Below are 23,095 nucleotides of genomic sequence, written 5' to 3' on the forward strand. Positions count from 1 at the left end.
TGATCTATTAAATCTATGGCATTATTGCATGTTCCTCTTGTAGTAATTCATCCCATATACAAACAGCGCTCTCAGTCGGACGTCATACTGCAGTTAGATAAAGTAATTAAAGAGATACACACTACAAAATTTTAAGATGTTAAATATAGCTTCCATACTATTAATCATATCTTTTATACTTCTTCTCCCAACAGTATTCTATGTATCTGGATTAACTCAAGCATGTTTAGCCTATTTGGCGGGGGATAACCTAGCTAGTGAGAAGGGCTACTTTGCTTTCCCTTCAAATCTTAGATTTGCATTAGGGCGTTCCCCAGAGATTGACATCATCCGTATTCGCAGTCGTGTATGGTGTAGCATTATTCCTCTTTCACGCTTGGTGATTATCGCCTTGTTTATTTTGGCTATCTCCAGCCCATTTTGGTTAGGTCTTGCAGACAATTGGGAGATCGGAGCTAAGTTTATTGGAAAAACAGATCTTGAAGAAGCAATGATGAAATTTGAGTCGCTTGAATGGAGGGCCTTAGATCCATTCACCCAGTGGCAAATTAATTTCCTTTGGCCTATATTGGCCATTATGGTAGGTTATTTAATATTTCTGTTTCTTCTGCTATCAATTCCTTTGCCAGGATTACCCGGGTATGCAGTTGTCTCTCCATGGCTGCCGGAAAGCCTACAAGATTATTTGGCGGGAAAAGAACATCTTTTTGGCCTCTTTTTAATCGCTGTTGTGGCAAGCTTGTATTTCTCCGATCTTCCTTCTCTCTTCCAAATTTCCGCAAATATTGCAAATGATCAGCTTAAGATTCCAATCCGTGCAGTAAGAGAAGGATCTAAGCTAACAAGAGGTTACCGTACTTATGTGTGGCTTCCTTTTATATGGTCACTTGTTTTCAATCCACCAATATTGAGCTTTACACATCCGGGGCAAGTTTTTGTTTTGTTGATGAACTCTCATTCTAGCAATGAGGGCATTTACGCAACGCTTCAAGCAGATGGGCAAAACACTATCCTTATGTTTGAAAATTTTGATGATGCCAATAGCTATAACGACCTATTGTCTCAAAAAGATCTCAAGGGTCTCAGTGTAGAAAGTATAAATAGATGGGAAGTTGAACGATTTTCCAAAAATCAAGGATATATGACTAAGTTAGTCAAAGCTGGTACACGGGTTGAACCACCGGAAGAAAATGCTGAGACGAATTTTCTAACATAGAAGGCTTCAAGCTCGTGGCCATAGGTCTACTTCATTTCCAGAAAATTAGAACCGTAAATTTCTGTGTGAATTCACTCGCTAGTTCTTTACATCAGGATTTATGCCATGGCTAATCACAACCCCAAAAGGATACCGAGTGTTAGTTAATTATGGGTATGGATTTAAGAGATTATCAGTAAGATGCTCTTAATTCGTGGTTGGGCATTCTTCAGACGGTGCTTATGTTTATCGTCTGTGCGAGCTTTAATTCCCTATGCGATCACAACGATAGCCGTGGCAGGTGTAGCCATCGCCCAACAGCCTAGCTTCGTCACGCCCACCTCTCCCCCAGAACAACCCGACCAACCTAACGAAGCTCCTCGCCGCCTCACCATCAACGTCTCCGTCTCCGACCCTGACGATCTCAAGGTCACCGAAGGCGATCGCATCTCCGTAGGCCAACTCATCGCCGATCGCACCCGCGATCGCAACCGCCTCGAAGCCCAGGCCCGCCAGCTAGACCTCACGTTGCAACGCCTGGAGCATTCCACCATCACCCCACCGCTACCACCGGCTACGCCGCCACCGATTGCAACGCCCACTTACCTCGAAGAAACCGCCGCTATCGCCCGCGCTAAGGCCGACGTAGACCAGGCCGAAGCGCTGATAACGGCGAAGCATCAAGAAATCGACTATCTGGGCCAGCTGCCCCACCTCGAACCGCTGGTAATGGAGCATGAGCAGGCAAAGCTAGCGGAGCTACAACGCAACCACACTGCCGCTGTGCGTGAGTATCAGCTGGCGCTGGGTAAACGTTCGACGGCGGAGTATGAGCACTCGGTAACGATGGCCGCCGATGTCAGTAGCCGCACCCATGCCATGCTCAGTTACCAACAGCAGTGGGCTAACTATGAACAGCGTTTGCGAGACCGAGACTTTCAACTGGCCCAAACGCAGCTCAGGGTGGACGAGGTGGAAAATGCGATCGCAACTCTATCCGTGGTCCGTAGCCCCTATGCGGGAAGGATTCGGCGTATCAATTGGCTGGGGCAGGATAGCAGCGGGTTGCTGTCTGCTGAGATTAGTCTCATGGTCCGCGCCAGTGCTGATTCAGGCAATGAGGCTTTCTTACCTGAAGAACACTGACATTAAGCATTGCATTGACGGTCTAACTCTTAATGGAGGCAGATAGTTTTGATTTATTCTCCATTATTGACAACCCAGGGATTGCCGTCTTTATCGACCGCGATGCGTACGGCACCACCATCTTTAACATCCCAGTTACTGCCATTCCACTGGTAAATGCCATAGCCACCAGTGACTTCGTTGGTGCCAACAATCCAAACCTGGCCATTGTCACCGATGTCGATATCTTTGGCCCGACCAGGCAAGAGTTGCCATGCATCGTTGACTCTGCGGTAAATATAGCCTTCATTATTGACAATCCAGGGATTACCAGCAGGATCAACTGCTATACGTATGGCCCCACCGTCGATGGGAGTCCAGTCAGTGCCATGCCAGTACCAAATGGGATGACCGCCATTTACTTCGTTAGCACCAACAATCCAAACCTGGCCATTTTTACCGATGTCGATATCTTTAGCTCGACCAGGCAGTAGTTGCCAAATATTGTTTTCTCGACGATAAATATAGTCTTCGTTATTAATAATCCAAGGATTACCTGAGGGACTGACAGCTATGCCAACAGCTCCTCCGTCGATGGCATTCCAGTCATTACCATTCCACTGATAAATGCCATAGCCACCATAAACAGAGTTTGCACCCACGAGCCATTGATGCCCGTTGTTGCTGGCAATATCATTACCTATACCAGGACGTAATAACCAGCCATCATTGACGCGTTGGAAAATTTTGCCGCCCGTTGCTCTACGAGTTAATGCCGTTCGAAAGTGGTCATTTCTTTCAGATGTATCTGGTAAATCACCAATTCCTTCTAACTGAAAACCATAGGTTGCTGTCAGCGGTACTGATGTATTTGGTACGCAGTTACGGCTTTTCCGGGCTTCAATGTGAATATGGGCGAAGTTTCCGTTTGCGGGTGCTGCATTCGATACTGTTCCTAAGACAGTATCTCGATTAACTTGTGCTCCATTGGCTATGGAACGATTAATGTGGCCAATCAGCAGACTCCGGTTCCCATCTATCATAAGGCAGACTAGATCTGACCCTACATAGGCAATTGTTCCAGTTGCTGGGGAGAGAATTTGTTGTCCTGCAGAACGATTAACATCGTTACTTGAACAGGCGGTAGCTCCAAAATCCTGACCTATGGATAAATCCAGGGCAAAATTATTTTGATGACTGACTGTACCTTGGTAGCCTTGGCAAACGTACCAAGTCTTACCAACTTCAAAAGGGAGAGTTATTTGTCCTAGGGCTGCTTTTGCGCTGCCGTAAATTAGTGTGGATGCTATAAATGTGTTCACCCCTAATATCTGTAGTATTTTCTGTACATTATTTTTTCTCAGTACTTTCATCAGATTCCTGTTGTTGCTTTTGTTATGCAAAGAATAGAAGTTCGCGCGGTGAGCCCATCTTCTTTGCTGGCGTTAATGTTCCCGTTGAAAATATTGGGTCATCTAAATGAATCAATTTTGGTGTAATTGGTGTGTTTTTCGAGGACTGCTATCAATTTTCTCAGCGTTTGGATTACTCTCATGGTCCGCACCAGCGCTGGCGCTGCCGTGTCTGAACAGTTCGACGGAATGCCTGGAGGTGCTGACGCAGCAGGCGATAGCGCAATCGTCGGAGATTGAGGCGATCAATGAGCAGCTGGCCCTGACGGCGGAACGGCAGGATTATGCAGAAGCGCGGCAGTGGACGAACTATCTGACTCTGGACCCAATCAGGCTGGTGCAGAACGTTTTGGGTGGTGGGGATGTGCAGCGGGATCGGATTGCGATCGCATCCCTCGAACTCGACGCAGCCAACCTGATCCGCCAGCGAGAAAACCAGGCTCAACATATCGCTGATGAGGTGGTGAGCCTGGTGCTCAACTACGAGAAATTAGACCGAGAGTATGACCTGCTTGATTCACGGCTAAGAACCCATCTGATGCAAGCGCAAATAATGGAAGCCCAGTACCGCACTGGTCAGGGCAGCACTAACCGCATGTTGACCATGTGGCAGCGCACTGACAATCTAAAAGCACGGTGTGACGAGAAACGAATCGGGCAAGCCCAGGACCGACGCGAGTTGGAAATTTTGACGGGTGCCGACGCTGAGACGCAGATCTATCCCGCGCTTATTGGTGTCTGCGGTCATGGCGACACATCGACTATTCCCAGGGCGACGAGAGATAGCGCATAAATAGAAACAACCTTCAACAGATTGAAGCCGAGCTGAGTCAGTTGGTAGGCTATGGGGCATCTGTGCCGCTGCCGTCTCCATGAATCGCTTTGTCCAGCTTCCAAAATTTCCCAATGGGCGGATTACGGCCACCATCTGTTCACTAACCCAGGACCATGTAGAGCAGATTGACGTCATCTGGCGAGACATTCTTCTAGAGGCAGACCAGGTCGATATTGGTTGGGACTGGGGCTATAAACTGCGCTTAGCCCTGGGGGATAGCCGTTACGAAACCTATGGCCTTGAGTTCGATGGACTGCTGCAAGGTGTGACACTGCTCGATATCCAGGGCCACCGCTCCTGGTTACCCCAGCGGTTTCCCCTGGTCTATGTAGAGTATGTCGCCTCGGCCCCATGGAATCGACGTTTGATTGAAGATCCACCCTATTTGCGTCAGGTGGGGCGGACGCTCCTGGCGGTAGCACGGCAGCGAAGTGTCGAACTGGGCTATCAGGGCCGTGTGGGACTGCACTCACTGCCTGAAGTAGAGGGCTTTTACCATCACATGAAGATGCCAGACTATGGCCCTGACCCGGATAAAGATGGATTGGTATACTTCGAGTACCCAGCGTTGCAATCCTAATGTGACCCCTATGGATGATCAGCTTCTGACCCAGCAACTCAAAAAAACGGGCAACTTATTAGACCTGCTCACCGAAGATAACTGGTGGGAGGGCGATGACTGGGATGGCCCGGTCGAAGCGGGCTCTATGGCGCAGCCCTATTTGGATGCACTTAAGGCAGCGTCACCGGAAGCTTTAAAGCGGCAGCGTCGATATATGCGACTGTTTTCTATATTGTTGCCAGAGCTGAAGGGATGGCTGCAGACCTGGGAACTGGGTCGCAGCTATGACGCCGTCTACACGGCAGCGTGGCGACGGATCTATGAGCACCTAAAGCAACCTACTCCAGAGCAGACTGAGTGGATTGCGGCATTGATTGCAGAGGATGATCAGAATTTGCCCAAGTCGGAGCGACCATTGAGAGCCCAGGTAATTCCTATGCTGTCAGCGCTGTTAACCCAGGAAGACCGGCAAGCTTTAGCGGATAAGGCAGCCCAGGGAATGGCCCAGGGCGTATTGCAGATGGTCCAGGTGGATACTGGTTCACCAGTGGCGGTATAAATCTGTTTTTATTGTTGTTTTCTATGGGCTATAAACCTTTTGATATAGTCGCTTTAGCCGTTGTCTGTGATCTCTAGAAACGACAGCAATCAGAGAGTAGGACATGGGATAACGGCTAAGGATTTGGCAGCAGCGGGGAGTCATGCCAATAGTGGCGGTACTGAGATTTGGTGGTCTAGGTGTTGTGGCCCATTATTTGCCAGAGGCTACCGTAAAAGCCGTTGAGTTAGTTCTTGCCAATGCCGTTCTAAGAGAGAAGCATCTGAGTCAGCATTTATGGTTAGTCCCTGGCAGCATCTACGATGGCGATACGCTGCGAGTAACCGATGGTACGGCAGAAATTAAGCTGCGCCTCTGCGGCGTTGACGCTCCTGAAATCGGTCAGCCTATGGGCGTTACATCGCGTGATCACTTACGGGTGTTGGTCGATCAAGGTGAAGGTGGACAGATCATTGTAGTGCCGATTGAGAAGGACCGCTATGGGCGAACGGTGGCGGATTTGTTTGTTCCTGTTGGTGGGGAAGAAGAGATCCATGTGAACTCTCAAATGGTAATGGATGGGATGGCCTATCACTATGAGAGATATTCGGGCAGCTGCCCCCAGCCGGAGATTTTAGTCCGTGCTGAGAATATCGCGCGGGGGCGGTCAGTGGGAGTATGGGGGGCTAAGTCAGACGCTGTGAAACCATGGGAGCATCGAAAGTAGACGATCAAGCGATAAATCGCTTACCCACCAACAATCAAGAGTCCAACAATGACAGATATCAAAATAAAGAAAAATGCGCCGCCATCAATACGTCCTGTCGATGTCATACTATGGCGACGCGATAAATCTCTATGAAAATCACACCACAGACATTCATAACGTTCACTGCTGATCTGTGCGAGTGCTTTGCGTCCGCATTTTGGACATTCGCATAAAACAGGAGTGTTATTGCGTAATTCGTGCATGGTGTCAGCCTCTAAAGTGAGATTGAATTTTGCAGAGGTGTACCTGGTTAAGCAGGTGCAGGCCTCCACTTGGATAGATTCATTCGGGTCATTTGCTTTTGATTTAAGGCCCGTGAGCCTTTACCGCTGATTCGGTAGTACTTTCGTCGGTTTCCTTTGCGTGTTTTTGAGTCTTCATTTTGCATATAAGAGAAGACTAAACCCTTGGATTCCAAACGGTGCAAAGATGGATAAAGTGAACCAATTTTCAAAGTTTGTTTTCCTTCACTAGCTTCTTCAATCGCTTTGCAAATTTGCAATCCATAGAGGGGCTGACCCAAAAGCAGGGTCAGGATATCTTCCTCTAATGCAGAAATGGGGGGGATTACATCATCCTGTGGATGTTCTTGTTGTTCAGCTGCTGCTAGTTCTGCAGCGTCCTCTCGTTTAATCATTACATTCTCCAAACAACATCTACCTGATGGTGTTGTCATAGACAATACCCACCAGGACTTCGCTCACACCAAAGTGTTGGATATAGATGTCTTACAAGTATGATATCAACTATGTAAGACTTTTGCCAGTTTAAAGGATGTGAAGTTCAACATCAAGGCCTTTTTATCAAGGTTTGATGTGCCTATAGGAAAATAGGCATTCTTGCTTAATTGATGCTTTATAAGTATCATGTATGTAAGGTACGGTAAATTCGTATTGAGCAAATTGACTTTATTACGGTCGATTTTCGAGTTTCTCTAGCACACGGCATACATATATATGGAAGTTATCATCAACTTCATTGCCGAGTTTCTGCTGGGTAAAACAGTCAAAGCGGTAGAACGTTGGTTCTCTCGTGATTATGAAGAAGTCCTTCCTTCTTCGGAAGAGGAAAATGCATTAGCGCGCCAGCGCTGTCCCTTTGGTCCAGTTTTACCCAGCCGTGATTATCTCGAAGCAATGATGGGGGACTTTTTAGAGCGCCAGCAAGAGCTTCAAGATCAAGGGGGGCCGCCTCGTCGGATCCTGTTGATTACGATGCTACGCCTGGTTGCCTTTAGCGCAGAGGTTTTAGCCATTACCTGGCAAAATTTATCTGTCCATGCTCCGAAGCCCCCTCACCAGGCATCGTCGGAGCATGTTGATAGTGATGAATTACCTGATTTGGAGATTGAGCGAGATGACTAATATGTGACTAACGTTTGTAGTGGATACTGAAAACTATGGTTGATTAACCAAACGGCTTTATTGAGGTTGAGAAATGCTTCAGGGGTTTTTGCCTTAGGTTTCAGTGAAACTGCGCTAGGTGCATTGGACATAGATTTTGCCATCCCTCTTCGTGATCCTTGGAAGACACGGATAATATGGATTTTGCGATCGCATCCCACACCTATCACCCAAGCGTAGCCGTCTAAGGTAAACCTCTCAGGTTCCCTTTTATCTTTGAAATCACCGGGTCTTGCTACATTCGAGTGGTATGCATTTTGCACCTTGCCTGTTAGCAAGCCTGGAGTATGGGCTTAGTGATCGGTCGTTTCAGGTTGCTGGTCGTTATGTTGTCGGCATTGCATTATCTGAACTTATTGGGTTTGAGTCTTGATCATCGATACATTTTGTAGACTCTCACCCCTTTGCCAAATGTCTTTAGTCCATGGGTCGGACGTCGCTGGCTAATACCATTCGCTGTAGTCGGGCGAGCTGAAGTTCCAGTTTATTGAGTCTGCGGTTAGTACTGGCACAGCTTGTGGGCGTTGTTTTTCCTAGGTACTGGCCGATGGCTTCTTTAACCACCTCGCTGGGAGTACGACCCATTTCGGTTGCGATCGCACGTATTTGCTCGTCCCAACTATGGGGAATGCGGGCGGCGGCGATGGGCTTGCTCATGGTTGTAAACAGTGTAAACAGCGTTAACCCATGGCAGATAGACCATCGGCTTCTTTGTTATGCCCAAAAGCTGTAAACAGCGTTAACCATGTCAACGCTTACGAACATTGAGCTAAGCCCTATGTGACAGTTGATTTTTGACTATGGTGATTCTCAATAAGAAATGACGAGTTTGGGCCGTTTCAGCCCAAACCCTTGAAAACTGGGTACACTTGAGTTCGTGTTTTTAGATAAGACGAACTTGTGGCTAAGTCCAATCGCGCCGGTAAAGCACTTGTACTATCGCAGGACCAGTTACAAGCGGTGTTCGTAAACCTGGACTATCCCCACAGTGCGATCTCACGGCTGTGTTACTTAACCGCTTCTCGTGCAGGTGAAGTTGTGGCGCTACCCGTGACTGCGATCTCTCACGAGGCGATTTCGATCAAGCAAACGAAGACGAAGGCGACAAAGGAAATTAATTTGTATCCAGAGCTGAGTGACGTGGTGAAGCAGCTGGTTCCGCAGAAGGGGGCCTACTACTTTCCCGGTCGGAGTGGTAAAACGCACATCACATTACGGGCGTTTCAAAAGCAGCTCGATAAGACCTGTGATTATCTGGGGATTAAGGGGGCCTCGTCCCACAGCTTTCGGCGGTCGATGGCGACGCATCTTTATCGAGCCGGTGTGGATTTAGAGAGTATTCGTCAGGTGACGGGGCATAAGTCGCTGGATAGTCTTACTCTGTATATAGATATTCCTCGCCTGGAGGCGCAGAGTAAGGTGGCTGCTGCGGTTGGGAAGTTGTGGAAGCGGACGCCGTTGTCCACTTAATCGGCAAGAACCAATATAGGCCTGATAAAGGTGTCGCTTGCCTGAGGTTGCGAAGCCTTAGGGCTACTGAAAGCTTGGCTCAGCAATGCAAGTGTGCCTTTGCGAGTCATTCAAGAGATATCAGGCTACGCTAACTTAGGATTGCTTCACAAGTATTTGGGAGTGTCACCGGCTCAGGTGAAAGATGCAATCTCGAATATTTTAGGGATAACAACTTAAAAAGGAGAGATTCTAAAAAATACTGATTTATACTGAGTTTCTTTGATGAGAGCCATCCTATGCTTTTGTCCAAGCACTCTTAAATTTTAAGGAATCTCTAAAATGGCTGACGCTAACAAGTTCAAAAACTCCACTGACATCAATGTCACCATCGATAATCCAGGTAGGGATGTAGTCACATTAAAGCCAGGCGAAATTGTTCGATATGGCAATAGCCCGACGACCAAGTATGTTTTCAATGGTCAGTCTTTTGATCTCAAAGCAGATCAAAATTATGTCATTGGTATTGCGCCTGGTTCAGAAACCCATCCGAAGCTAGTTATCAATGACTTTTCAAAAGCTGGAGTTGGTGGTTTTGATGACAGCCAAACTACTTATAGTCGATAGTAATAGCTTTACTTATTGCAAACTAAAAGAGATATTTGGGTTGTCTGCATAACCTCTCGTTCAACAATGGTTTCAGCCTTAGCGTGCGTTTCTGTTCCATTACTACTCAAACCCCACCCCCCACCGGCTATCTTTTCCCAGCAGCAAAGTGGACTCGTGCGACGGTCAAGCGCTATTGCATTCAACGACATCAAACCGGTGGTCAGCACTTTGACTTAGTGGGTGAACTGCCTCCACGGCAGCATACTAGTGCTCGGGCGGTGGATAAAGCGTTACGCAAAGCCTGTGATGGCCTGGGCATTCAGGGGGTGAGTACCCATACGTTTCGGCGGTCGTTGGCGACTCATTTATATGATGCGCAGATTCCCCTGCGACAGATTATGGAGATTACGGGCCATGCGAGTTTGGCGTCGTTGACCTGTTATCTGAATCTGGAGCAGCGGGCGGCGGAGAATGCGTTGTTAAATTTCTTTGCAGGGTGATAGGGCTTGGCGCTCTGGGCTCCTGGCTTTTCTATGGATAGCAGTAAGACCATATAACTGAATCACCTCAAGTTCTGTACACCTATATATAAAATGCATGCGTGTATTGCAAATTTGATGTGGTTTCGAATATTCAATGACATTAGACTTTTTTCTTTGGTCGATGGTTTGGATAAACTGAATCACCTCAAGCTGCGTGCACCTATATATGGATTGAGCGGTTACCAGGTTCTATGTGTCTTTTTCGTATTTGCTTAAATGTTCGATTTTCTAGAACATTGTGAAGCTAGTACAGATTGCTACGTGTACGAGGTAGCTGCCTATGAACGTTACCTACTTGGAATTTGGGTATAGGAGTCATTTTCGGGTATGTGTACCAAGGTTGCCATAGGTAATATCGAGCTCAGCTAAGTAAATAATTTTGGAGCCCTTGTCAGGGGTTCGTGATACCTTTGGGGGATAATTCTTCCAAAGGCATTTGCCATACAAAAAAATTCTGTTAGAATCTGAACATACTAAAAGGGCTAAGCGAGTAACCAGCTCGCTTAGCCCTTTTGGAGGCCACATTAACTTGACCTTACGTCGCATTCTGAGTTGCAGTCAGGACACGACAAATTGTTTTTTCGTCTAATAGCATTATGGCAGATTACAAGCAAAATGTGAAGTCATCCGAGTATGACAAGCCTCAACCTGGGGCAGATTTTGATGTGAATTTTCGTTTTTCTGAAAAAGCATTCATTGCCCTGTTGACTTTGTTTTTCTCTTTCATGGGACTCTTGGTTGGTAGACATAATCAGCAACAGAAAACATCTTCTCCACAGTCAGACAGTTATGTTCCTGCAAGTCTGTTGAGAGACAGTCCGAAGCCTCAGTTAACAAGTCTTGTGTAGATTAACTACTGATTGCAGGGGGATAATCATTTTCCACATGTCTTAAGGGGGGGGCTTGAGATCGACTGGTCTGATATTTCTAATCTTGGTACGTGGGCGATCTTAAGCCTCTCTTTAGGTATTGTGGATGCTGAAATCACAGGGCTCCATGGAGTTTGGTTGTGTCTCGTTGCTGAAAATTTAGCTACGAGGTAGCCATGGGACCTCTATCAAAATATTGGGAAATACTGAGGATTGATCCTGGTGATGAAGGACTCGGTTACAAAAAACAGTTTTTACCTCTGGCATCAGAATTCTTTTATGCGGAATTCTCTGAACTCATTGATTTGCCTAAGCAACCTCAGCTCTCATTTCAGAAGCATCGTGACGTTCAAACTACGCTTCATTTAAAGTTCCTGAATGGAGATGTTGGGACTAGTATCAGAGCGGGGCTATGTCTTCGATCTTATATTACTTACAACATCTTGAGGGCTTGCAAAATATTAGCAAGTAAGTTTTCTTTTTCCGGGCAATTTACCTATCGAGATTTACTCCCCTACGTGCTCAATGATGACGGTGAGCTGCAAATCGTTCTAGACGCTGACCGGAAAAAACAATTAATCGTCAATCACAATGGTGAGCTTGAGCCATCTACTTATAAACTGTTCACCGTTGAAGTATTACGCAAGTTCAATCCACAAGGGAAACGGGTATCCAGTTTAGATAATTGGGTACATCTCCTAGTCCGTCAAAATCCAGATCTGCAGGACTTTTTGGTAAAGCAAGGATATTATAAACTCAGCGATTGGGCTCTTCTGAATCGTGCTGGATCCAGTCAACTGGAAAACCTTGCCCCACGCGAGCGCGACCTGATGAGAGCGTTTCACGCTGTCTACCGTCGAGATCGACGCCAGCAACAACAGACTCATTTACGAAGTAGTCCTGCCCCTTCCATAGCGCAGCTCCAAGAGATGCAACAATATTTGCAGGGCATGGGCATCAACGTTGACTTACCGGAGCAACTGAACACAGAACTCAAGCGATTAGCTCAGGTATTACGCCAGTATGCCATCTGGCGTAATAGTGGCATGCCTCAGGCAGAATCTTTAACTGATCAGAATTCAGGTATTCAAAGAGAGTTTTCTGATCCAAATTCAATCAATGCGCTTGAAAAAATAGAGCAGCAGGAGTTAGTTGAGTTTTTCGAGCAGCAGTTGGTTGAGTGTCTGGATTGGGGAATAGAAAGAGCGATTCATGACCGTGTCCTTAAAATGCAAGGAGGTAAGTATGCTGAATTTGCATCAAAGATACCTTCTATTTTGAAGATGGTTTATCATGATGATTTACCTCAACGGCAAATTGCTAGTGATTTAGGTATTACTCAAGCGAGATTAAGCCGTATAACTCGCTTAAATATTCTTGTTAAGGAAGTCCGCGCTCAAAGCATACAGCGATTTTTAGATGTTCTCTTGTCTCGTTTGCATGGTCAGAATCTGACAGAGTTGTCATCCGATTCAGAATATTTGAGTAATTTATTTAGGTCTGTCGAGGCCTTTGTTGATGCGCGACTGTTTGAGTCGGCATTTTCAGAATTGAAAACAGCCAGAAGCGCCCCTATGAAAAGCATTTATTCTCAGCGATTGCGTCATTATCTACAACAGCATAGTGATAGTAGGACCAGCGGAGGCATTTGAACAGGATTATACGGTTTTACTTGAAATGCTTTCATAGCATAGGTTTCAACACATCCTATTTTCATGATGGTTTGCTGTGTAGAGCAACTAATCCTACAGTTTGAGAGAGCTTCACAGTAACTACTGAACCAAAAATCAAGGGTTTCAAACCATAACCAGCGAGCGATTTAATCCAATTCATGTCCAGACATTCAAAACCGCAACTTTCTGCGTGGATGCCCCCGCTGGTCCTAGTACCGTGGATACGGTTTAATTCGGTTATGTGAGAGTACTATTCTGATTTTGCGATCGCAACTCCACCCCATCAGCGACCCCGCATTCAAAAAACACTCATATATCAACGTTGTCTGCTATCGTTCCATTGACTAATCGCTTAAGCAGTTAATCAATACGCAGATGATCATTACCATTGCTGGATTTAAGGGTGGGGTGGGAAAAACCACCACTGCCGTTCATCTAGCCTGTTACTTTGCTCAGATGTCGCCAAATACCTTACTCGTCGATGGCGACCCCAACCGCTCAAGTCTTAACTGGAGTAAGCGAGGAAATTTACCGTTTGCTGTTTGTGATTTGATGGGGGCCGCCAAAGCGTCCCGGAAGAAAGAGCACATCATTATTGATACCGAAGCTCACCCCGATCACAGTCAGCTTGAGGAGTTAGCATCTGGCTGTGACCTGCTGCTATTGCCCACCACTCCGGATGCCCTGGCCCTTGAAGCTTTGCTAGGAACCGTTAAAATGCTTAAGCAGTTAAGCGATTATGCAGTGCTGCTTACGATGGTAGATAGCCGCAAAAAGGCTACGGCAGATGCGGCTAGGGCTACGCTTGAGCGTTTGAAGGTACCTGTAGCTAAGCAGCAAATCAGGCGGTTAACTGCCTATGAAAAAGCTGCTTTGCAAGGAGTGCCCGTCTATGAATCGGGTGATCGATTTGGTCGCATTGCCTGGGGTGAATATCAAGCACTAGCTAAAGAGCTGGAGGAGACCTATGGCGAAGACTAAGAAGAAAGACACGTTCGATATGTTTAGCAACCTGGCTGATTCGTTAGACCAGGAGCCAGAGACGAAAAAAGTTGAAGAACCTCCGGCCCAGCGGAAACGTAAGAAGACGGGCAAGCGTTCAGACCCTAATTACATTCAGGTGGGGGCCTATATTCCTAAAACCTTGAATGAGGATGTCAAGATCAAGTTGGTCAGACATGAAGGCGACTTCAGCGACTTGATTACTGAGCTATTAGAAAAATGGGTAGCCGATTAATTGCTTAATCGCTTAATCAAATAACGGGTTTCTGATTAACTATTTCAGTAGCTGCAAGGGCTTTATGTGAGTATCCGCTTAAGCAGTTAAGCGGAAAGAAGCTATATATTACGAGGCCGATGCGTTCAGGTGGCTGCACATCTGCGTAGGGGAATCGTGCATGCGATCGCACAGACTGTCAGAGCTATCAAACCTTAATTTGAACCTGTTGCTTAAGCGATTAACCGATTAAGCAGAAAGTATTTTCAAATATATAAAAGCTTAAAACCCTTTGAATTCAAAGGGTTTTGTTTTTTGATTAAGCGCTTAATCAGTTAAGTGGATAATTGATTAAGCAATATTGATGTACTATTTGTGCGTGAGCCGCACACCTATTCGCACGGTCAAGCACAGTAGGCGTGCAGTTGGCTCACACTCTGAAACCCTTGTAATCAAAGGATTTAACTTATGAATAGCACAGATTCGCGCACCCTGGCGGACATGCAGGCGCACGCTGCAGCACGTTATTCCGCACAGGAAGTCGCACAAACGCACAATGTGGCTGAGTCAACTGTGCGGACGCGTTGGTTTGAGTGGTTGGTTAAGGTGGCTCCGGCTGAATTACTAAAGGATGGGGGTGGCTATACCGAGCTGGCCCGAACGCTGTTTAACGAATTCGCTGAGGTGAAACTTTGCGATCGCAAATCCTGGGTAACTGATGCCAAAGAACGCTACTCTCACGAATGGGGCAGCGCTGGCGTGATTGAAGGCGAGCTAGTTCCCGAGGAGGTTGGTAGCGTTCTTGCCCTACGACAAACCCAGACCACCGCATTAGAACTATCCGTTGCGGAGCAGCTAGCCAATCTGGAAGCCATGATCGATCAGGTGAATACGGCAGAGGTCAATCTATCCGAGACGGAGTTGCGAGCAGCGACGGCCCGAGGTCAGAAGCGAGCGATTGTGCTGCATCAGGCGGAGTTACAGGCAGAATTGCAAACTACCAACATGCTCAGAGAGCGACGTATGGGCGGTGGCCAGTAAAAAAAGTTGGGAGTTGTCTAGCCGAGCAGGTTACAACTCCCAACGAATGCCGCCAATTCACTACCTCAGGAAGCTAAGAGCGAGGTAATCTATGGGTAACACCACAGCATCGATCACGATGAAACTGCCAGAGCTAAAAAAGCGGGTCAGACGTACCTGGAATATTCTCAATGAGTGGAATGGCGTTGTCCTTCTACCTGAGCAGTTTGACCAGGAAATGAAGACCTTTGGCGATCGCCGGTATAAGAAAACCTGGATCAAAGCACTGTGCAAGTTTCAAGCCATGTTTGCCTATGCAGGCTGCTTAGATTCTTGGATGTTACTCACTAAGACCTTCGCCTTTCGGCCTGAGCGTTGGGATTATGAATATCGTCATCAAATCTTTGATGAGTTCCTAATGTATCCCGAGGCTGTTGAGATTATTAAAACTGGCCTGGAAGACATATTCAATAAGGACTTTGACGTTCAAGAGAGAGCAGGTGCAGATGGGTTTTTTAGACTTCTGGAAGAACGAGAAGGAGCGGATCGAACCATCGGAGTCACAACTGGACTTGTGGGAGCAATCCCAGGAGTTAGCGCCGCAGCGTAAGCGGGTTAATGGAGCGACGGTTTTTAGGCGATTTACTGACACCATCCAAGCAAATGGCGGTGACGATGAAGCCTACGTGCGAGCAGTGGTGACAGAAACGAGCGAGCTGTTTGGCTGTACCGTTGGCGAGCTTTATAAGGAAACCGGGAGTAGGCCAAATCGACGGGAAACACTTCCTCATGAGGTTCAGCAGGCATACATGGTGAATGAAACGCTATCGGCCTATGAGCTGGAGCGCATGGAAGGCACCATTGGCGGTGAGTCTCAGGATGAGGTGAACGATCAAATTAATGCTGTGGTGCGCGAACAGTCTAAGCAGACCCGTAAGTGGTTGCCTTGGTAATCGCTTAACTAGTTAGCCGATTAAGCGATTAATTGGTTAAGCAGTGGTCTACTTAACTATTACAGTTGAAGGGAATACTTTAGGCTGAATGGATAGTACCAACTTGGCCCTGGCCATCGCTGGGGCTTTTTGCTGGTTGCCCTCATTCTCAGGCCTGCGCTCACCCAACAGATTTACCACCACCACAGCCGCTCCAGGTTACCCGTCATCGCGCTGTTCAAGCCAAGCTGCCAGCCTCCGTTAACAAGGCGTTGGAACGTTGCGATCGCAATCGTACTCCGTCTGTCAGTGCGCTTGACATGAGTCAGCGATCGCAATGCAAAGCATTGGGTGAATGGAGCGCGTTGCGTTGGTTTAGCGTTATGCGTTCTGTTCCGTTTGAGTTTGTGTCTGGTTTAGCCGCTGAGTTTGGCGCGGTCGAGTGCTGCTGGCGCGAGTCTGAGCGCTCGTTTACCGGCTACGTGGCCGAGTGCTGGTTTGGCTTTTTGCCTAGCTTTTTCGCTCAGCGTTGGGCGGCGGTTGTGGGTTACTCGGTTCTGGTTCGGTCAGTGTCCAGTGGGCCTAGCCGCTTTATGGTTTCGGTTCCGGTCACTGTGCCTCAGGGTTCCATTCGGTTGTCTGGCGGCCAGCGGGGTGGGCGTGTTCGGGTGGTGGTTCATCCGCCGTCTGCTGACTAGCAGCGTGGGGCTTCGGCCCCTTTTTTTGAGGATAAGAGTACGCAAGGCTCTTACAATCCGAGAATACTTCTGATACCAAGACTTTGAGCTGTAGTAAAGGATATTGACTTGGGCAAAGCCAATGCACTATTTACTAATCCTCGCAGTTACTGAAAGTTGTGGACGTTGGGGCTGCACTTGGCTAGAAAGAGTATTGACTATTCTCTTTTATACAATTGTGCGTGCTTTGTCCTAAAAAAAAGCCCCCACCGTATTGGCAGAGGCTTGAAGTGTGTGTGTAGAGAGAATCAGAAGAGAGAAGGGTGCCTCATGAAAGGTAATGAAGCTTCACGGATGTACGGAGACGCACTCGGCACCCAAACTTGGTTAGCCTGACTACGCCCCGCTGTTAGCGGACCCGCTCTTTCAGCGGACTACGGACTTAGTACGAGCATCTAGAGCATCCAGACGAGCTTCCTGGATGTTATTGACTGCTTTACTACGTGCATCCAACGCTTCCAAACGAGCAGCTTGAATGTCCTCAACGGCTTTAGTTTGGTTATTTAGGTGCTCAAGACGTAGCTTGTGAACGCTGTTCTTAGTGCGGGCATCCAATGCGTCTAGGCGAGTCTCTTGGATGTTTTCAACGGCTTTGGTACGAGCGTCTAGGGCGTCTAAGCGAGCTTCCTGAATGTTGTCGATAGCCTTAGTACGGGCATCAAGTTCGTCTAGCCGAGCAGCTTGGATATCTTCGATGGCCTTGGTCTGATTGTTGAGGTGCTCAAGGCGTAGTTTGTGGACAGTGTTCTTACTGCGGCTGTCGAGTTCTTCTAGGCGAGCGGACTGGATATTGAAGCTAGCGGGCTCGACGGCGGATGCAACGGGTGCGATCGCAGCGGAAGCAACGAGAACAGTTAAGGCGGAAAGCAGTGTGCGTTTCATGGTTAAAGCTCCTTGTGAATTCGTGAAGTGTGTTTACTTGCTTCATTGATTACAAGAATGCCGGGGGTAGCTGAACGCTGTCTGACGGGTAACTGAACGTTGCTTAAGGGGTTTCTGAGATTGGCTGAGGAAGTTTGGTGATGGGGGTCACAAGGGATGGTTGTGGGGTTGCGATCGGGACGTTGGAATAAGGGTTTGAATGTGATTTGTAGCGTGACAGCTTGATTGCGATCGCAGATACATTCTCTTTTGATATGAGGACCTTTTTCATACAGCTCTAGATTTATTAGTACATAAATACTATTTTTGAAGAGTGACGTTCTTGAGGGTACTCAAATGAGTAATAAAAATAATCAGCTGCCCGATCATGGTTTGAAGCTTTGCTTGTCTGAGCAGGCTCTAGGCTCTTTTTTACGTACAATTGTGGTCCTATGTATTCTTGGGGCTCAGTTCTATGACTTGCCTGTGTCTGAACCCGTTGAGGCTGCTATGGAACAGTCAGTAGAGCAGATGTTTAGCGGTGAGTAAGTCATGCCTAGTGGTGGTTACAGAGAAAACTCCGGCAAAAAACTGAAGTGGGGAGAGAAATCAATGAAGGTGGGTGTCCCCAGATCACTCGGGAATGCTCTTGTCGCAGCATTGCACGATGTTTGGGTCCCAGGAGAGGATGGACAAGACATCATTGATGCTCTCTACAACTGCAGGGAAAATAGAGTAAACCACTATGATTATCCTGTTTCAGCGGGCGCAAGTGCCCCATCAGAGCTAGGTGGAACGTCACCATCGTCCGGAGGTATCGCGCATAACCAAATCAATCTTCACGAGGCATTGATTGACAATCCTGAGAAGACTTTTATCGTGTCCGTTATAGGAGATTCTATGACCGGCATTGGACTTCATCCGGGAGATTGGTTGATTGTGGAAGAGATTGATTCTTCTCTGCAGCCGCCGCAGAATGGCGATATTGTGATTGTCTCTGTGAATGACGAAGTTATGGTCAAGTGTTATCACCAGGCAGATGAAGTGATTACGCTCAAATCAGAAAATGAAGATCATGAGCCAATCGTGATATCTGAATCCTCTGAAGCTGCGGTGTACGTTTCTGGGATTGTTAGAAGCGCTATTCGTCGCAATCTCTGAATTCCATCGGCTTGAGTGATTAGGAAGTTGCGATCGCAACTCTATGCAACCAAGCAACGCAATTCTTTTAAGCTAAGGGGTGTTGGGTGGCAGCAGGCGTAATCGCAATGTCGAAGATTAAAGAATTTGACATCGGGGATGAGGTTTACATCGTTCAATCCGCTCTCAAGCCGCCGCAAGACCGACGGCCAAACGATCACCCGTTTTATTACTTTCTCCAAGAAGGCGAGGTGCTAAACCACTACGTTGACTCCATCCATGGCACCCCCACCGTGATCGTGCTAAATCGGAGCCTTGATGTCCGTGAGGGTGGTAAAACAATGGCTTACTGCAGTGACGGCAATTGTGTGTTTCGGCAACGCGATCCTATCCCAGATGTATTTAGCGATGCTGAGTGGATCGATAATCCTGACCTGCCCAGGGGTGAACGGATTGAGTTGAATAGTCCAAAAATTGAGCGGCTCGATATGTTGGATACGGATTATGTAGCGATGATGGCCGATAAAATTGCCGCGCAGCGGGCGGAGGAAGAAGCACGCTACTGGCGGTCATATATTCGTGATTATCTGGCTAATCCTACCCCTGATGAATTATTTCAGTTGGTCTATCACTTGGGAAAATACGCCGATGATGGCAATCTGTTCAGCGATGGGGAAATGAACGCCGCCTATGAGAGCGATTACTTTAGCCCTGAGCAGATTGCTATTGCTGCCCGGTGGGTGCTGGAAAACCTAGATGTTGTGCTTCCCTTGCCAGGTCAACAGAGAGGCCAATAAGAAGCCCCCACGGACGCTGAGGTCCATGGAGGCTTCGGTTTAGAATAGAGTGGTATTCAATAAATCGTTCTTCTATGAGTCCACTCTAAGCCGAAGAGATTCATGTAGGAGCCTTTGCCAGACAATCCCATCGCCTCCTCATACAATCATCAAGTTTGCTTGGCGTGTGTCTGCGATCACAGCTTTAAACTACAACAGCACCCAGAACAATCGACTGAGGGACTCTTCTAAGATAAACAAGACTGCTCAGAGTTGTTGTATATCAGGCGAACCTACTATAAACAGGGCTCTCTAGTACAAGTAAGAAGAAATATCAGTGATGTGTTTGGGTGCTGTTTTTGAACTATCGGATGATTCTATCGAAATATCTATCGTTAGACCTCCTTGTATAGCGGCTATGAGCTTTTCAACTCATGTGTACAGCATATTCCTGTAGTGCTTTAAAATCTCTTCCCTGATACAAACGGTAACGTTGTTATTTGTCACTGTTGTTGCTGTCGAGCAGTGAGGTACGTCTATGGGTGACACGGCTAGCTGTTCTGTTATTGCTTAGTAGGTTTTTGCTGGACCCACTCCGCTAAGCCTTTGGCAGCATCCTGATAGTCTTTGAGTGCAATCAACACTGCATTTAATTTGTCCTGTGAATTGTCTTTGGTCATATTTGAGAAGGCCGACGTTGCTTGCTTTAGTTGACGATCTGCAATGGTCAGGATCGTTCTCCGCTTCGCGAGTTCTGGCTCATATGGGTTAATTGGCATCGTCGTTTGCTTTGAAATAAGTGGTCTGTCAGAGTTATTCAGTCATGCTGCCCAGAATCAGGTCTGACTGCTGCATAGAAAGTTGCGATCGCAGTGTCGTCATTTGGTGCTATGCCCAGGCGACCTCGTCGGCCACCGTCAGCAGCCTGAGCAACGGTATGAGGTTTTGACGGTGGATGAGCGGCGTTTGCTGGCGGCGCGGTGGCCAGGGCTGGCGCTGCGGTTTATTGCGTTGCGGGATGTGGTGGTGCGTGTTAGTTGTGTGGTGTAGTGTCTTATCCAGTTTTTTACTAAACCGCTTATGAGATACTCATTGTTTGAAGTACGACCCTCTAGGCATGAAGAGCTTCCTTAGTTAATATTTGTCTAGGTCTGCTTCATGCCTAAATATCACTGTTCTATTGGCTTTCAGAAAATCAGAGGATTATTTCAATGCACCATAAGACGAGTGATGTGTTTGGAGTGAAGAGCACCCTTATAAAATCTTACATAGAGCGAGAGGCAGTAGATAAAAAATTCAAAGCTGCACTTTTAAGTGGCAATGAAGTAATTATTTATGGCTCATCTAAACAGGGGAAGACATCGCTTATCTTAAGACATCTTGAAGAAAACCAGTATGTCAAGGTTGAGTGTTCGCCTCAAACAACAGCGGTTGATATATACAAGTCTGTGATCCGACAATTAGGCGTTTCCTTCATTGAGTCGGCAACAGTTGAGTCAAGTACTGAGAAAAGCTTGAAAGTTGGTGGAAGCTTTAAAGTAAAGGTTCCCTTCATTGGTGAGACAGGGATTGAACCTGAAATATCTAGTCAAACTGAACAAACCAGGGGACAGAATATAAATTATGTTGAGTATAATCTTGAATTGGCTCAAGATGTTTCGGAGTTATTGAACGCAGAAAAATTTAATAAATTCATTGTCCTAGAAAACTTTCACTATCTTCCTAATAGCGTCCAAGAAACCTTGGCGTACGATTTAAGAATATTTCAGGATTACGGCTTCATATTCGTCATTTTAGGCATCTGGCGTGAGGCTAACCGATTAGTTCAGTTCAACGGTGACTTATTGGATCGAGTTACTGAAGTACCTGTTGAACCATGGTCTCAGGATGATTTTTTGAGGGTTATTGAGAAAGGTGAGAATCTTCTTAATGCTGACTTTTCAGGTGTTAAACACAAGATTATAGATGAGTCATTTGATAGCGTTGGTGTGGTACAGGAAATTTGTAAGCTGTGCTGCCTTGAGGCTGGATTAGAAATTACATCAGAGGCCTCTATCTCGATTACTAATCAACATGTGGACGCTGCAACACAGAAGAAAGCACAAGAATATGGTGTAAGGCACATTCGTAACTTCGAATCTTTTGTGGATGTCAGGGTTAGAATAAGTACTCAAAGCGGAAAGCCATCTCTCGCATATCCTTACTATTTCATAAAGCTTCTTTTAAGCCATGATTTTGATGAAATACATAATGGTTTATCTCGAGTCAAACTTTTAGAAGAAATCAGAAAGATTCATCACAGGCCTAGTGATGTGCGGTCAAGTGATCTTGGCCAATTTTTACACGGCATAACCCGTCATCAGATAACTAAACGCATTCAACCACCTTTTGTTGATTATGATAGAGGCGGTAAAATACTGAAAGTAATAGATTCTTCACTGTATTTTTTTCTCAAGCATTGTGACAGGGTGCAGATTCTCGAAGATATTCCTAATCCTTTAGAAGGAGTTCAATACGGTTTCGATGAGATTGACACACAACTTGATTTACAGGTAGATGGAGAGATATAGACTTTGTAGGTGACTGAACTTTAACGAAGACAGAATCCTGATAGCAGGTCGGCAAAAAATAGTTACCGTGAAATCGTTCAAACAGAATTAGCTTTGAAAGCATAACCAACACCCCAAAACCGTAGCCGGTGGTACTCCACGGGCTACTACATCGTCTTTGTTTAACGGCTTATAAAAAAGCTGTTGTGCCGGTGTACTCACACCGGCACGTCTCAGTTTCGCTCGTCCCTCGCTAGTGGGCCACGGCCAAGACATTGAGTGGTTGCCCCCCTGTTTGTCTGTGCGTCCGCTCCGCTCTCCGCACCATTAGTGTCGTTGGGCTCTTTTTTATTTGCCGCCCTGCGACCCTCCTACGCCACTGCCGAATAGGCTACCGCACCGCGCCCATTGATCAAGGGACGCTGCGCTCTCCGCATCCGCTACGCCCTTGACAACGGGTCCCCACGCTGGTGCGGTTCCATGTGGCTGCGTGGCGCTCGGTGCTCGGGCGGGTCTCGGCTGTGGCCTCTCCCACCTCTAGCGGCTACCAGGGCAAATAATTCCCCGCTGTTAGACTTCCGTGGCTCTCCGGTCTGGGCACCCACCCCAGCAGCTCTACAGCGCAGCCACCCACCAGCAGTGCCGCATACTGCCCCCGGTCGCTGGCCACCGCTTTACATTGCCACCCCTCCGCGCGTAGCCACGTCGCCAGCCCGTAGGGCAGCGGTGCGGGTACAGCGAGCACTACGCCGCAGGCGACACCGTCACGGTGTGGGCGTGCCCACGGGCAGGCGTTGAGTATTTCAGGCTTGGGCGTTAGCTCTAGTTGTTGCATTGCACATTGTTGTTGTTACGGCAGGGTGCCTTATAAAGTCTGTTGCCC

The 23,095-nt window shown here is 47.1% G+C and carries 30 protein-coding genes; 24 read left to right on the plus strand and 6 right to left on the minus strand.

Annotated features, from left to right (window positions below; all coding sequences use genetic code 11):
• The first annotated feature begins 136 nt into the window (after positions 1-136).
• Positions 137-1,216: a DUF3110 domain-containing protein gene (locus SPB21_RS35475; protein ID WP_499869740.1), complete on the plus strand. Its 1,080-nt coding sequence runs from the start codon at positions 137-139 to the stop codon at positions 1,214-1,216.
• A gap of 234 nt (positions 1,217-1,450) precedes the next feature.
• The gene (locus SPB21_RS35480; RefSeq protein ID WP_499869742.1) at positions 1,451-2,341 is read left to right on the plus strand and encodes an HlyD family secretion protein; all 891 of its coding nucleotides are present in this window, start codon (positions 1,451-1,453) and stop codon (positions 2,339-2,341) included.
• 53 nt (positions 2,342-2,394) lie between these two features.
• On the opposite strand, the gene SPB21_RS35485 is transcribed toward SPB21_RS35480, so the two are convergent.
• Positions 2,395-3,693, minus strand: a complete 1,299-nt coding sequence (locus SPB21_RS35485; RefSeq protein WP_499869744.1) for a tectonin domain-containing protein — start codon at positions 3,691-3,693, stop codon at positions 2,395-2,397.
• Positions 3,694-3,799: 106 nt separating this feature from the next.
• Here SPB21_RS35485 and SPB21_RS35490 point away from each other — a divergent pair, with 106 nt between their 5' ends.
• The 4 genes from SPB21_RS35490 (at position 3,800) to SPB21_RS35505 (ending at position 6,394) form a co-directional block, all read left to right on the plus strand.
• The gene (locus SPB21_RS35490; protein WP_499869746.1) at positions 3,800-4,525 is read left to right on the plus strand and encodes a hypothetical protein; all 726 of its coding nucleotides are present in this window, start codon (positions 3,800-3,802) and stop codon (positions 4,523-4,525) included.
• A gap of 79 nt (positions 4,526-4,604) precedes the next feature.
• Positions 4,605-5,147, plus strand: a complete 543-nt coding sequence (locus tag SPB21_RS35495; protein WP_499869748.1) for a hypothetical protein — start codon at positions 4,605-4,607, stop codon at positions 5,145-5,147.
• A 10-nt stretch (positions 5,148-5,157) separates the two neighbouring features.
• Positions 5,158-5,688: a hypothetical protein gene (locus SPB21_RS35500; protein WP_250565520.1), complete on the plus strand. Its 531-nt coding sequence runs from the start codon at positions 5,158-5,160 to the stop codon at positions 5,686-5,688.
• 142 nt (positions 5,689-5,830) lie between these two features.
• Positions 5,831-6,394, plus strand: a complete 564-nt coding sequence (locus SPB21_RS35505; protein WP_499869750.1) for a thermonuclease family protein — start codon at positions 5,831-5,833, stop codon at positions 6,392-6,394.
• Positions 6,395-6,414: 20 nt separating this feature from the next.
• Here SPB21_RS35505 and SPB21_RS35510 read toward each other — a convergent pair whose 3' ends face one another.
• A complete protein-coding gene (locus tag SPB21_RS35510) occupies positions 6,415-6,639 on the minus strand; it encodes a hypothetical protein (protein ID WP_499869752.1) in 225 nt (74 codons plus the stop codon).
• Between the two features lie 47 nt (positions 6,640-6,686).
• The gene (locus SPB21_RS35515) at positions 6,687-7,073 is read right to left on the minus strand and encodes a PadR family transcriptional regulator (RefSeq protein WP_499869754.1); all 387 of its coding nucleotides are present in this window, start codon (positions 7,071-7,073) and stop codon (positions 6,687-6,689) included.
• 319 nt (positions 7,074-7,392) lie between these two features.
• Between SPB21_RS35515 and SPB21_RS35520 the strand changes: the two genes are divergently transcribed.
• The gene (locus SPB21_RS35520) at positions 7,393-7,800 is read left to right on the plus strand and encodes a hypothetical protein (protein WP_499869756.1); all 408 of its coding nucleotides are present in this window, start codon (positions 7,393-7,395) and stop codon (positions 7,798-7,800) included.
• Between the two features lie 456 nt (positions 7,801-8,256).
• Here SPB21_RS35520 and SPB21_RS35525 read toward each other — a convergent pair whose 3' ends face one another.
• The gene (locus tag SPB21_RS35525) at positions 8,257-8,496 is read right to left on the minus strand and encodes a hypothetical protein (protein ID WP_499869758.1); all 240 of its coding nucleotides are present in this window, start codon (positions 8,494-8,496) and stop codon (positions 8,257-8,259) included.
• A gap of 243 nt (positions 8,497-8,739) precedes the next feature.
• On the opposite strand from SPB21_RS35525, the gene SPB21_RS35530 reads away from it, so the two are divergent.
• From SPB21_RS35530 to SPB21_RS35580, 11 genes are all read left to right on the plus strand, one after another.
• A complete protein-coding gene (locus tag SPB21_RS35530; RefSeq protein ID WP_499869760.1) occupies positions 8,740-9,309 on the plus strand; it encodes a tyrosine-type recombinase/integrase in 570 nt (189 codons plus the stop codon).
• A gap of 321 nt (positions 9,310-9,630) precedes the next feature.
• On the plus strand, positions 9,631-9,915 hold the full coding sequence (locus SPB21_RS35535) for a hypothetical protein (RefSeq protein WP_499869762.1): 285 nt from the start codon (positions 9,631-9,633) through the stop codon (positions 9,913-9,915).
• An 83-nt stretch (positions 9,916-9,998) separates the two neighbouring features.
• Positions 9,999-10,397 carry a tyrosine-type recombinase/integrase gene (locus SPB21_RS35540; protein WP_499869764.1) on the plus strand — a complete coding sequence of 133 codons (399 nt, stop codon included), beginning with the start codon at positions 9,999-10,001 and terminating at the stop codon, positions 10,395-10,397.
• Between the two features lie 638 nt (positions 10,398-11,035).
• Positions 11,036-11,287, plus strand: a complete 252-nt coding sequence (locus SPB21_RS35545) for a hypothetical protein (RefSeq protein ID WP_499869766.1) — start codon at positions 11,036-11,038, stop codon at positions 11,285-11,287.
• A 197-nt stretch (positions 11,288-11,484) separates the two neighbouring features.
• Positions 11,485-12,960, plus strand: a complete 1,476-nt coding sequence (locus SPB21_RS35550) for a hypothetical protein (RefSeq protein ID WP_499869768.1) — start codon at positions 11,485-11,487, stop codon at positions 12,958-12,960.
• Positions 12,961-13,356: 396 nt separating this feature from the next.
• The gene (locus tag SPB21_RS35555; RefSeq protein ID WP_499869770.1) at positions 13,357-13,962 is read left to right on the plus strand and encodes a ParA family protein; all 606 of its coding nucleotides are present in this window, start codon (positions 13,357-13,359) and stop codon (positions 13,960-13,962) included.
• On the plus strand, positions 13,949-14,218 hold the full coding sequence (locus SPB21_RS35560; RefSeq protein ID WP_499869772.1) for a hypothetical protein: 270 nt from the start codon (positions 13,949-13,951) through the stop codon (positions 14,216-14,218). The genes SPB21_RS35555 and SPB21_RS35560 overlap by 14 nt, the downstream gene beginning before the upstream one ends.
• A 447-nt stretch (positions 14,219-14,665) precedes the next feature.
• Complete coding sequence (locus tag SPB21_RS35565; protein ID WP_499869774.1) at positions 14,666-15,238, plus strand: hypothetical protein; 573 nt, start codon at positions 14,666-14,668, stop codon at positions 15,236-15,238.
• 91 nt (positions 15,239-15,329) lie between these two features.
• Positions 15,330-15,827 (plus strand): hypothetical protein, encoded by a 498-nt coding sequence (locus SPB21_RS35570; RefSeq protein ID WP_499869776.1) that lies wholly within the window; start codon positions 15,330-15,332, stop codon positions 15,825-15,827.
• Complete coding sequence (locus SPB21_RS35575; RefSeq protein ID WP_499869778.1) at positions 15,790-16,170, plus strand: hypothetical protein; 381 nt, start codon at positions 15,790-15,792, stop codon at positions 16,168-16,170. The genes SPB21_RS35570 and SPB21_RS35575 overlap by 38 nt, the downstream gene beginning before the upstream one ends.
• A 251-nt stretch (positions 16,171-16,421) precedes the next feature.
• Positions 16,422-16,847: a hypothetical protein gene (locus SPB21_RS35580; RefSeq protein ID WP_499869780.1), complete on the plus strand. Its 426-nt coding sequence runs from the start codon at positions 16,422-16,424 to the stop codon at positions 16,845-16,847.
• A 405-nt stretch (positions 16,848-17,252) separates the two neighbouring features.
• On the opposite strand, the gene SPB21_RS35585 is transcribed toward SPB21_RS35580, so the two are convergent.
• Positions 17,253-17,768: a hypothetical protein gene (locus SPB21_RS35585; protein ID WP_499869781.1), complete on the minus strand. Its 516-nt coding sequence runs from the start codon at positions 17,766-17,768 to the stop codon at positions 17,253-17,255.
• 336 nt (positions 17,769-18,104) lie between these two features.
• On the opposite strand from SPB21_RS35585, the gene SPB21_RS35590 reads away from it, so the two are divergent.
• From SPB21_RS35590 to SPB21_RS35600, 3 genes are all read left to right on the plus strand, one after another.
• Complete coding sequence (locus SPB21_RS35590) at positions 18,105-18,296, plus strand: hypothetical protein (RefSeq protein WP_499869783.1); 192 nt, start codon at positions 18,105-18,107, stop codon at positions 18,294-18,296.
• 3 nt (positions 18,297-18,299) lie between these two features.
• On the plus strand, positions 18,300-18,908 hold the full coding sequence (locus SPB21_RS35595) for a LexA family protein (protein WP_499869785.1): 609 nt from the start codon (positions 18,300-18,302) through the stop codon (positions 18,906-18,908).
• Positions 18,909-19,015: 107 nt separating this feature from the next.
• Positions 19,016-19,684: a hypothetical protein gene (locus SPB21_RS35600; protein ID WP_499869786.1), complete on the plus strand. Its 669-nt coding sequence runs from the start codon at positions 19,016-19,018 to the stop codon at positions 19,682-19,684.
• Positions 19,685-20,226: 542 nt separating this feature from the next.
• Here the strand turns inward: SPB21_RS35600 and SPB21_RS35605 are convergent.
• Entirely contained in the window at positions 20,227-20,442 is a 216-nt protein-coding gene (locus tag SPB21_RS35605) for a hypothetical protein (protein ID WP_499869787.1), read from the minus strand.
• Between the two features lie 82 nt (positions 20,443-20,524).
• On the opposite strand from SPB21_RS35605, the gene SPB21_RS35610 reads away from it, so the two are divergent.
• The 3 genes from SPB21_RS35610 (at position 20,525) to SPB21_RS35620 (ending at position 23,010) form a co-directional block, all read left to right on the plus strand.
• A complete protein-coding gene (locus SPB21_RS35610; RefSeq protein ID WP_499869789.1) occupies positions 20,525-20,713 on the plus strand; it encodes a hypothetical protein in 189 nt (62 codons plus the stop codon).
• Between the two features lie 161 nt (positions 20,714-20,874).
• Positions 20,875-22,233, plus strand: a complete 1,359-nt coding sequence (locus SPB21_RS35615) for a hypothetical protein (protein WP_499869791.1) — start codon at positions 20,875-20,877, stop codon at positions 22,231-22,233.
• A gap of 459 nt (positions 22,234-22,692) precedes the next feature.
• Entirely contained in the window at positions 22,693-23,010 is a 318-nt protein-coding gene (locus SPB21_RS35620) for a hypothetical protein (RefSeq protein WP_499869793.1), read from the plus strand.
• Positions 23,011-23,095: the final 85 nt, after the last annotated feature.

This window comes from Leptothoe sp. ISB3NOV94-8A (assembly GCF_043421595.1).
GTDB classification, from domain to species: Bacteria; Cyanobacteriota; Cyanobacteriia; order Phormidesmidales; family Phormidesmidaceae; genus Leptothoe; species Leptothoe turfae.